At 39.9% G+C, this 10,030-nt stretch carries 10 protein-coding genes; 1 reads left to right on the top strand and 9 read right to left on the bottom strand.

The annotated features are described in order from the left end of the window. The 6 genes from K1X82_05630 to K1X82_05605 all read right to left on the bottom strand — a co-directional run. On the bottom strand, positions 1–416 hold a 416-nt coding region (locus tag K1X82_05630; GenBank protein ID MBX7181571.1), incomplete at its 3' end, for a hypothetical protein. Positions 417–461: 45 nt separating this feature from the next. Then, positions 462–1,391, bottom strand: a complete 930-nt coding sequence (locus tag K1X82_05625; GenBank protein ID MBX7181570.1) for a WYL domain-containing protein — start codon at positions 1,389–1,391, stop codon at positions 462–464. 11 nt (positions 1,392–1,402) lie between these two features. Further along, positions 1,403–1,903 (bottom strand): UvrB/UvrC motif-containing protein, encoded by a 501-nt coding sequence (locus K1X82_05620; protein MBX7181569.1) that lies wholly within the window; start codon positions 1,901–1,903, stop codon positions 1,403–1,405. After that, positions 1,845–2,969 (bottom strand): AAA family ATPase, encoded by a 1,125-nt coding sequence (locus K1X82_05615; GenBank protein MBX7181568.1) that lies wholly within the window; start codon positions 2,967–2,969, stop codon positions 1,845–1,847. Before K1X82_05615 ends, K1X82_05620 begins: the two co-directional genes overlap by 59 nt. 26 nt (positions 2,970–2,995) lie before the next feature. Further along, positions 2,996–3,373 (bottom strand): hypothetical protein, encoded by a 378-nt coding sequence (locus K1X82_05610; GenBank protein ID MBX7181567.1) that lies wholly within the window; start codon positions 3,371–3,373, stop codon positions 2,996–2,998. Between the two features lie 547 nt (positions 3,374–3,920). After that, positions 3,921–4,763, bottom strand: a complete 843-nt coding sequence (locus tag K1X82_05605) for a hypothetical protein (protein ID MBX7181566.1) — start codon at positions 4,761–4,763, stop codon at positions 3,921–3,923. Positions 4,764–4,812: 49 nt separating this feature from the next. Here K1X82_05605 and mutY point away from each other — a divergent pair, with 49 nt between their 5' ends. After that, positions 4,813–5,892, top strand: coding sequence for an A/G-specific adenine glycosylase (mutY, locus tag K1X82_05600; protein ID MBX7181565.1), 1,080 nt, complete (start codon positions 4,813–4,815; stop codon positions 5,890–5,892). 12 nt (positions 5,893–5,904) lie between these two features. Here the strand turns inward: mutY and crtI are convergent, their stop codons facing one another. Genes crtI through hisS form a run of 3 tightly spaced genes read right to left on the bottom strand, consistent with a single transcriptional unit; the run spans position 5,905 to position 9,977 of the window. Next, a complete protein-coding gene (crtI, locus tag K1X82_05595) occupies positions 5,905–7,374 on the bottom strand; it encodes a phytoene desaturase (protein MBX7181564.1) in 1,470 nt (489 codons plus the stop codon). After that, entirely contained in the window at positions 7,371–8,600 is a 1,230-nt protein-coding gene (locus K1X82_05590) for a M48 family metallopeptidase (protein MBX7181563.1), read from the bottom strand. Before K1X82_05590 ends, crtI begins: the two co-directional genes overlap by 4 nt. A 3-nt stretch (positions 8,601–8,603) precedes the next feature. Then, on the bottom strand, positions 8,604–9,977 hold the full coding sequence (hisS, locus tag K1X82_05585; protein ID MBX7181562.1) for a histidine--tRNA ligase: 1,374 nt from the start codon (positions 9,975–9,977) through the stop codon (positions 8,604–8,606). Positions 9,978–10,030: the final 53 nt, after the last annotated feature.

Genomic DNA, 10,030 nt, shown 5'->3' with positions numbered 1-10,030 from the left:
TCGGATGAAATTTCTACTCCAACTCCTAAGCCCATTGAAAAGTAGGGATTAAATTGATATCCATTGACCAGGCTAAAAGAAACCAAAGCCAAATCACTTCCTTCCGGATAATCTACCAATCCAATTTCGAAATTACCGGTATAGCCTTTGGGTTTAAATCCAAAATCATGATTACCTGCTGTTGAAGTACCATTTTTAATTAACTCTTTGGTTACTTTCTCAATTTCTTCAAGTTTGTATACAAAAAGATTGTCGCCACTTTTGATTTTGATGGAAACATTCGGTACCCATTCTACAATCATTCCATGTATAATTGATCCGTTTTTGAGGTAAACGACTTCTTCGTAATTTCCTTGGGAAAAGGCAGAAATGCTAAGAAATATAAAGGATAATAGGACAAGTAATTTTGTTTTCATACGATTTAGGTTGGGCAAATGTATACAAAGAATTGTATGTTCTGACTAGGCTTTATTTTGGTAATACGATAAAGTAGTTTCCAAATTCTGTTGTATTTGATGGCGAAGTTCGGGTGGAGATAGTACTTCAACCGTATCGCCAAAGGATAAAATTTCCATGATTAAATCGGGTGTCAGGTATAAATAATATCGAAAATGGACTTCCGACTCATTCTCAAATATCAAAGTTTGGGATGGATGCAGCGGTAAAGTTTGGATATATTTGGATTGAAAGGTGTCAAATGCCAATACGATTTCGTAAGGTTTACCTTGTTCCGGACAAATAATCCCAAAGCAATTGATATATTTATCGGCAATTGCACCGGAATTGGTCATTTCGCAGGGCTGATCGGTAATTTCAACCGATTGGATTCTTTCCAAACCAAAGCTTTTTACAGGTTCAGAAGGATGTTCACTGGCCAATAAGTACCATCTGTTCTTAAATTCCTTGAGTAAAAATGGTTCAACTACCCTTGTAGATTCATGTTTTTCGAAGAATTTATGGTAACTGAATTTTAGTTTCTTTTTGCTTTGTATGGATTCGATTATGGTGGGAATAAACTCCTGGCCAAAAGCTTTTCTTCCTTCAAACTGAATGCATGGTGAAATGTCGGAACTAAACTTGAGCAATTCTAAGTCACCAAAGGCATCTAAAATTCGTTGAGAAAAGTTGTTGGTCTGATTAAAGATAGGAAGATGGTAGCCTCTTTGAGCCTTGGAATAAGTGATTTCGATATCAAATAGCTCATAAATATCCCGAATGTCGCGTTGAAAGGTGCGTTTTGAAAATAGAAAGGAATTCATTTTGCCATCCTCAACCAACATGGCACCTTGTTCCTCCAAAAATGCACTTATATCCTCAAAACTGGAATAGGGATAGTTTTTGAGTCTTCTTAAAATCAGGAGGTAACGTTGTAGGTAGGAGCGTTTTGACATTTGGTGCAATGCTATTTCCCTTTTTTCATCTGAAACAGAATAGAAAAAGGTGCCACAAAGTAATAATCTGTTTCATTTCTACTGAGGATTAATTCGCTGGTATAACCTTGGGGTACAAATTCTTTCCAAATCTCATTCAAGAGTTTTCGTTCCTGATCACGAAAACTGGCAGAAAGTTCATAGTGTTGGTTTCTAACAGCCTGAAGTTTCTGTTCGCTAACTTGTTGCAATTGTGATGTTAATTCGGTTGGGACTCTTCTTTTTCGAAGAAAACCCTGGGTCGCTAAATCTTCTATATTCCAGGTGGTGAATAAATTGCATTCTGATTCTGGACCTTGGTAAATCAGGAATACCATTTGTTTTGGTCTGTTAGATAGAACTTTTTCATTTGAATTCATGGTAATATTGGTGGAATTTGCAGAGGTCTTAGTTCCAATCATAAATGGTTGATTTTTAGTTGAATCCAATTGTTTTTCGTTTGGCAGAAGTTGCAAATTCCGGCTGAGTTGCATGGAAAAGAGCTGCCAAGGTCATGGCTTGATTAATTTCCATGTTTAGTTGCCTTTCTTCAGCTAAAATCCTGCATTTTTCAAGCGCAAGTTCTTTAAACTCATACCTTGCGATTAGCCTTCCTTTTCGTGTTAAGGCATGGTCTATTTTTGAAAGATCGATATTAAACGTGCAGATGATTTGAATTTTCAAAGCATCGGCCAATAGGCCATCGGCCAGGTTTAATAAGGCTGAAACAGGAGAGTCCTGGTTTTGGCTTCGGCTTGTTAATAGGGTTTCAGCATCTTCGATTACCACAATGGAGTTTGGAAATTGAATCAGTGTCGACATCAATTCAGGATTGTTAATTTGGCTGGCCATGGATGCCGGAATAAAAAGAACATTTTTCTTTATGTTCGATAACAAGTGTCTGATGTAAGTTGTTTTTCCCGTGCCAGGTTGCCCATGAAGTAAAACCAGTCCGCGACCATTTCTTCGGGCCAGGCGGGATAAAATGTGCTGGTGAATTTCAATAAAATCATCGTTGTAATATTTTTCAAGGTTTATCTCGGTTTTTTCCAAATCTGTAAGCAAGGTATCTAAACCGTGGTTAGTAGATACCAGTACATGCATTTGAGGATTTTCATTCTGGTTTTTAGGATACTTTTCTGCCAAACCAATCAGTTGATTGACCACCTGAAGCGAGGTGGAGGAGTAATAAAATTCTACTGTATTCGTTTGAAAATCAACTTGAATCATGAGATCGTTGCTCAGGAAGTAGAAGAGTTGTGCGAACTTTGGATAGCTATCATTTTTTCCAAATTCTTTCGAATAATGAACCTGATAGATTTGGCTCTGAAACTGGCGTTTAAATTGGGTGCAAAACATCCCGCAGTTGCGATTGCCAATAGGAATGAGGTTGGGAATTCTGCTGAAATAATAGGTATACAATGAAAATGGATTGAGATAGCCATTGTATATCGAGTTGAACAGATCGCCTGGGAAGATCTTCTGATTTTCCACCAATTGATTCGGCGAAGTGCATAAGCTAAGGTCGGGTAAGTATAAATCGTCCAGTTCGTCTTTCATTTAGGTAAGTTTGAGGTGTGTGTAAATTAATTGCTTTGGTTTTGAAAACTCCATCTCGACTCCAGGTTGTAAATGACCTCGGTAGGAGCCGCAAAAAAGTAATCGGTTCCATCTTTCGATAGTACTAAAGTGGTGCTGAAATTAGGCGGTATCCGCTGTCCAAATACCTGGTAACTTAAACGTTTTTCTTGTTCGCGGTAATTGGCAACAAGTTCATATTGTTTGTTTTGGCAGGCTTTGTTCTTTAAATAGGTCAGTTCCGAAAGTTGAGCAGTTAGCTCTTCAGAAACTTGAACTTTGCACAGTTTCCCTTCATACAAAAGTTCGTCCAGGTTGATTGCAGTAAAAAGGTTGAATTCACCAGGATTACGCTGGTAAACTAAAAAGGTGATTTTATTTGCCATGCTTTCTAAATTTTGATACAAAGAAAGTGGGCATGCACGCCAAAGTATGTCGCTGTAATTTTATTTTTAATTTTTTTTATGCGGGTACCTTCGCCCGTAGTTTTATATTTTGAACGAATTTTGGTAAGGCTCAGGTCCGGGCTATCCGTTGCAAGTCCTCGCCTCCCTAGGCTAACGCCGCGGTCGTCTGTGGGCTTTCCACTGCTATCCCTACCCGGAGAGGTCCGTGCAAAGGATGAACTTTTGGGGTAGAGGATATTGGCAGGGAAGAATTATTTTTATAGGTTAATAAACAGCAAACTGCCGGGTTTAGAAACGACAGCCCGGAGTTGCACCCCGGGTAACGATTGAGCCAGCCAGCCCACAGGAGCCCGCAGCCATAAGGCGCAGGGCGACGAGGACTAGCGGCGAAAGCGTGACCTGAAAGCCCTTTTTCAAAAGCTTGAATCTGCACTTCATTTTATGGGCTGAAAGGGGCCCGCCAAATAAAAACTAATGGAGAAAATATGGTAGAACTGAGAAAACAGAATTGAAAATCCGCCCCAGACTAATACATGGTAAAATTGTAAGTTTTGTCGTTGATTATAACAGCAGCCGATTGATTGCAGCTTTCGATACCATCCGGAGCATAGTTTACCTCCACCTCGGTATTGTTTTGAGCAGTAAGGGTTAATTTGCCTTTAATTGGCCATTTACAGCCATATTCAACTACCAGGGCTTCGGTAATGGTAACTGAAAAAGGTTCTCCGTTCGAATTAGTTCCAGTGGCAGAACCGGTAATGGAGTACTGATCATCCCATAAATTGAGGTAGGTAGTGTCGCCCTGAATCCATTCATTAACCCGGGTGCTATTCCATAAAACACTGTCTTTTTCCGGACTAACCACCTTACCGTTGGTAACTTCAACCGTAAATTGCGGATTACCGGCCTGGTTTAAACCATCGTTTTTAATGGTCTTGGTTCCTTCCACTCTGTAACCGTTTACATAATAATTATCTAAACTGATATCAACCTGGGTTCCTGCATCAACATAACGGCCGGAGAAAACAGCAATAATTTTTCCTTTTCTGAAACGTCCGTCATTCCCTAAACAACCATTTCCGAAATCGATGGTTAATGTGATGGGGAAATTTCCGTTGGAGGTAGTTACACTTACATTGGCGCAAACTGAAGTAGAAAGGTTGAAATTGCCTTCTGTTTTATTTACGGAAGGTTCATTTTTTGCGGCATCATCCACTTGTTTGTATACATCCATGAATAAATTCTCTGCCAAGGCATTGTCTCCACCTGAGCGTTGGTTAATGTTAACATCCGGAGATTTTTTACAAGAAGAAATCAAAGTTAAAGCTCCTAAACCAAGGCAAGCCAAGAACAAAGAATGAAGTTTCATTTGCGTATTTTTTGCAAACTTATGATTTTTCAATCAAATTTCCTTGATTATGAATCAAATTCATCCTGCATCTTTGCCAAACATGATCGGTATGCATGCATTTTCAAAAGCTTTGGTAGAATGGTATATCCAAAACAAACGTGATTTGCCATGGAGAAAGACTAAAAATCCTTATTATATCTGGCTTTCAGAGGTGATTTTACAACAGACAAGGGTAGAGCAAGGTTTGCCCTATTACCTTCGGTTTGTAGAAACCTTTCCACGGTTGCAAGATTTGGCTCAGGCAAAAGACGACGAAGTAATGAAACTTTGGCAAGGTTTGGGTTATTACAGTCGCGCCCGAAATATGTTAACAACCGCCCGGATTGTTTGGAAGGATTATGGAGGTGAATTTCCGGCACTTCATTCGCAAATTTTGGGTTTGAAGGGAATTGGCGATTATACTGCTGCAGCTATTTCCTCTATATCATTTGATTTGCCATATGCGGTGGTGGATGGAAATGTGCAGCGGGTGCTTTCCCGGGTTTTTAATGAATCAACCCCGGTTAATTCTACCCAAGGCAAAAAAGTATTTGCTTCCTTGGCCAAATCCTTATTGCCCGAATCAAATGCCGGAACTTTTAACCAGGCCGTAATGGAATTGGGCGCATTGGTTTGTACTCCGCAAAAGCCTCTTTGCCAAGTTTGTCCGGTTGCAACTTTTTGTTTGGCTAAACAGGAAGGTACTTGGTTGGATTTGCCCAGGAAACTACCGAAAACCAAGGTGCAGCAAAGGATATTAACTTACCTGGTGCCCAATTTCGACCACCAAACCCTGGTTAGGTTAAGAACCGGACAAGATATTTACAAGGGATTGTACGAATTTCCACTTTTGGAAGGGGAATTGGATCCGGAGCAATTGAAAACTTTTGCCTGTTCACTGGGGAAGATAAAAAGTTTGGGGACAGCTTCTAAAGTTTACCGTCATTTATTGTCGCATCGCGATATCCGTTGCCAATTTGTAACTGTCGAATATATTAGCCTGGAACATTCTCCATTTGAAAAAATAGAATGGTCCAAATTTTCCGGGTTGCCGATTAGTAAATTAATTGACCGATGGTGGGAGGATCACAAAGGAGAGTATTTGTAATCTACACCGGAATTATACCGATGATTTGGCAATTTCCGAAGCAACAATTTGTCCGGAAATTATAGCCGGAGGTACTCCGGGGCCTGGAACAGTCAATTGTCCGCAATACCAAAGATCTTTTACTTTATTACTTTTTATCCGAGGTTTTAGGTTGGCCGTTTGCAATAAGGTATTGGCTAAACCATAGGCATTTCCTTTATAAGAATTGTACCTGGATATAAAATCAGTGCATCCAAAGTTTCGTTTGAAAAGAATAGAGGATCGGATTTCTTGTCCGGTGGCTTTTTCAATTCTATCCAAAACCAGGTTAAAGTACTTTTCTTCTATTTCCGGTGTTTGTTCTAGTCCGGGAGCGGTAGGGATCAGAATAAAAATATTTTCCTTTCCTTCAGGAGCGATGGAAGGGTCAGTGATAGAAGGTACAGACAGGTAAAACAAGGGATTTTGGGGCCAGGAATTGGTTTTGTAAATGCTGTTGGCATGTGGTTCAAAATCGGTATCGAAAAAGAGGTTGTGGTGCTTTAAATGGTCTAGTTTTTTATTAAGTCCAACGTAATAGAGTAGGCTGGAAGGGGCCATTTTTCTGGTATTCCAATAGTTGGCTGAATACTGTTGAAATTCCGGTTTCAGTAAGTTGGTTTCGGTGTGGTGGTAATCGGCTCCCGAAATCACGATGTCGAATGGGTGAAAGGTGGCGTTGGCAATAATACCTGTAGCTTTTCCTCGGCTAACTTCGATTTTTTCTACCGGACTTTGAAGGTGGAACTGTACGCCTTGTTTTCGACAAATTTTTTCAAAAGCACGGGGTATTTGCACCATTCCGCCCATGGGATACCAGGTTCCCAACACCAAATCAGCATGGTTCATCATGGTATAAAGTGCAGGGGTTTCGGAAGGTTTGGCTCCCAAAAATAGCACCGGAAATTCAAGGATTTGTTGCAAACGTTTATCGGTAACAAATTTGGAAACGTAATCGCTTACCGAACCAAACATGTTAAGTTGAGGCACATATTTAACAATTTCCCATTTCAGTAATTCGGTCCAATTTGTTCCGGGCATCCAAACAAACTTCTCCATAGCAACCCTGTATTTTATTTCAGCCTGATGCAGGAATTCCTGAAGTCCGGCTGAACTGCCAGGCTGAATTGTTTCAAACAGTTGAAACAATTCGGGAACAGAGGCCGGCAAATCTACTTGCTCCGAATTTTCACAAAAAACACGGTACGACGGATCCAAGCGTTTTAGCTCATAAAAATCGGAAGTGGTGTGACCAAATTTAGAATAAAATTGTTCAAATACTTCGGGCATCCAATACCAACTTGGGCCTAGGTCAAACATAAATCCATCTTTTTCCCAGGTAGTAGCCCTACCTCCAACCTGATCATTTTTCTCAAAAACATGCACTTCATGGCCTTGTTTTGCGAGGGTGGCCGCTGCTGATAAACCGGCAAATCCGGAGCCAATAATGCCTATTCGTTTCATGCTTGATCGTAGGTGTCCAACGCTTGTAGTCGTTGCAACAGGGTAGGGTGGGAGTAAGAAATAAATACGTTGAACGGATGCGGTTGAAGGTTGCTGAGGTTCTCAACCGAAAGGGTTGTCAATGCTGATTTTAAGGGTTGGGAACCAATGGATTGGGCTGCAAAGGCATCAGCCTCATATTCGTTTTTTCTGGAAAGCAGGTTTAATCCAATTCCCATTAATAAGCTAAGGGGAGTAAACAATATGCCAAAACCGATCAGGGTAAGATGAATGGATGGGGTAACGGAGCCAAGCGCAAGGGCTAGTTCCGAATTGTTCATTAAAAAGTTTAACATCCAAAGCATGAATCCGGATTGCAGAAAGGAAAGCAACATGGATTGAATGATGTGCTTTTTTTTGTAATGTCCGACTTCATGGGCTAAAATAGCCAATAATTCTTCGGTACTATGTTTGGCTATCAAGGTATCGTAGAGAACAATCATTTTTTTGGGACCGAATCCACTGAAATAGGCATTTGCCCTTGTACTTCGTTTGGAGCCATCTATTACAAAAACATTATTCAAACTAAATCCTGACTGACTGCAAAACTTTTCAATGGCCGACCTCAATTCTCCGGTTTCCAATGGTGTTAATTTGTTAAAAAGTGGAACTATCCAGGATGCATAAAACATCGAAAAAATCAAAGTTACCACGCTTAAAAAAAACCAGGCAATAAGCCAGGCCAACTCTCCGAATGTTTGAAAAAACCAAATAAATGCAACTAGTAGTGTTCCTCCAAGAACCACGCCCAAAGCCAAACCTTTTATTTTATCTGTCAAATACAAAATGGGGGTAGTTTTATTAAAACCATATTTTTCCTCTATTACAAAGGTGGAATACAAACTAAAAGGTAAAGAAATGATTTCAGAGCTTATCCCCAGTATTCCAAAGAAAAGTAGAGCTAATAATACCTCATTGCCGGTAATGGATCGGCAAAATTGGTCAAGGATACCAAATCCACCTGCTATTAAAAACAAAAGGGTAAAAACAAATGAAACAGTATCGGAAATAATGGAAAAACGGGTTGTTTCTTTTTCATAATCCTGCATTTTTTGATACCTTTCTGCATCATAAATGCCATGGAGTCTGGGAGGTAATTTACCGGTTAAGGATTTTAAATCCAAATATTCACCTAAACGACTAAGTAAATAACCGGAAATAATTATTAGTAGTATGGCGATAAACATGTTTTACCTCGCTTTCAACCAGTCAATTACTTGCGGAAGTTTTACCTTTTCCTGTTCTCCGGTTTGCATGTTTTTCATATTCACCACTCCTTCGGTAATCTCATTTCCGCCCATCACGGCCACAAATGGAATTCCCTTCTTGTCGGCATATTCAAATTGCTTTTTGAGCTTGGCCGAATCGGGATAAATTTCGGAAGGAATATCTGCTTTGCGCAGGGATTCAAGAAGTTGGAAGTTTTCCATAAATTCAGATTGACCTAATCCGGAAAAATTGACCAGTAAAACCCGGGTTGAGCGATCGTTACTTTCCGGAAATTTGTTCAATTCCAGAAGAATGTCGTAAATTCGGTCGGCACCAAATGAAATACCAACGCCTGAAACTCCGGGCAGTCCAAAAATTCCGGTAAGGTTATCGTATCTTCCACCTCCACAAATGCTGCTGGTTAATGAACCTTCGTTGCATTTCACCTCAAAAATGGCACCGGTGTAATAATTAAGTCCACGAGCCAAGGTTGGATCAAACTCCAATACGCTGCTCTCTGAAAGTCCCGAACTTGTAATGGTATTAAATACAGCATCGAGTTCTTCAATTCCCAATTTAAATTCTTCTTCTTCCAGGTATTTTTCGCACTGAGTTTTAAATTCCTGATAGGATAATTCTTTTAGAGATAAAAACTGAAGAATAGCCTGAATAGAGTTTTGTTCAAAGCCTCGTTGAATCAGTTCTTTTTCAACGCCTTCCAGACCAACTTTATCCATTTTGTCGATGGCAATTGTGAGGTCGGTAAACTTATCTTCTGCTTGTATAGCTTTAGCAAAACCGGAGAGTACCTTTCTATTATTAATTTTGATTACCACCTGCAGGTTCAGGCGATTAAAAACGGTATCAAAAATCTTAATCAATTCAATTTCAGAAACTAAACTGTTGGTGCCAATGATATCGGCATCGCATTGCAAAAATTCACGGTATCGTCCGCGTTGAGGACGGTCAGCTCTCCACACATTTTGTATTTGGTACCTCCTAAATGGGAAAGTAATTTCATGTCGGTGTTCACTTACAAATCGGGCAAAAGGAACGGTTAAGTCGTAGCGCAAAGCCTTACCGGTAATGGCTGAGCTAAGTTTGGCAAGTTCGCGGTTGTCTATAATTTTTTGATCAACATCTTTTAAAAAATCGCCATTGTTGAGGATTTTAAAAATGAGTTGGTCGCCTTCTTCCCCATATTTTCCGGTCAAAGTTTCAAGGTTTTCCATAGCCGGTGTCTCCAGCGGTAAAAATCCATAGCTTTCAAAAACCTGGGTAATAGTGTTCAGAATATATTTCCGTTTTAAAGTTTGAGACGGTCCGAAATCGCGGGTTCCTTTGGGTATTGGCATGGGACAAAAGTACCTATTTCCAAGGAAAATGGTTCAAATTTCTACTTTTTGAG

The sequence above is a fragment of the Bacteroidia bacterium genome (genome assembly GCA_019695265.1).
Lineage (GTDB): Bacteria > Bacteroidota > Bacteroidia > JAIBAJ01 > JAIBAJ01 > JAIBAJ01.
The sequence above is the reverse complement of the archived record's forward strand: the minus strand, read 5'-3'. Positions and strand labels throughout refer to the sequence as shown.

Coding starts and splice junctions, on each gene's coding strand:
- K1X82_05625 (MBX7181570.1), bottom strand. CDS start 1,391: ATGTCAAAACGCTCCTACCTACAACGTTACCTCCTGATTTTAAGAAGA.
- K1X82_05620 (MBX7181569.1), bottom strand. CDS start 1,903: ATGCAACTCAGCCGGAATTTGCAACTTCTGCCAAACGAAAAACAATTG.
- K1X82_05615 (MBX7181568.1), bottom strand. CDS start 2,969: ATGAAAGACGAACTGGACGATTTATACTTACCCGACCTTAGCTTATGC.
- K1X82_05610 (MBX7181567.1), bottom strand. CDS start 3,373: ATGGCAAATAAAATCACCTTTTTAGTTTACCAGCGTAATCCTGGTGAA.
- K1X82_05605 (MBX7181566.1), bottom strand. CDS start 4,763: ATGAAACTTCATTCTTTGTTCTTGGCTTGCCTTGGTTTAGGAGCTTTA.
- mutY (MBX7181565.1), top strand. CDS start 4,813: ATGAATCAAATTCATCCTGCATCTTTGCCAAACATGATCGGTATGCAT.
- crtI (MBX7181564.1), bottom strand. CDS start 7,374: ATGAAACGAATAGGCATTATTGGCTCCGGATTTGCCGGTTTATCAGCA.
- K1X82_05590 (MBX7181563.1), bottom strand. CDS start 8,600: ATGTTTATCGCCATACTACTAATAATTATTTCCGGTTATTTACTTAGT.
- hisS (MBX7181562.1), bottom strand. CDS start 9,977: ATGCCAATACCCAAAGGAACCCGCGATTTCGGACCGTCTCAAACTTTA.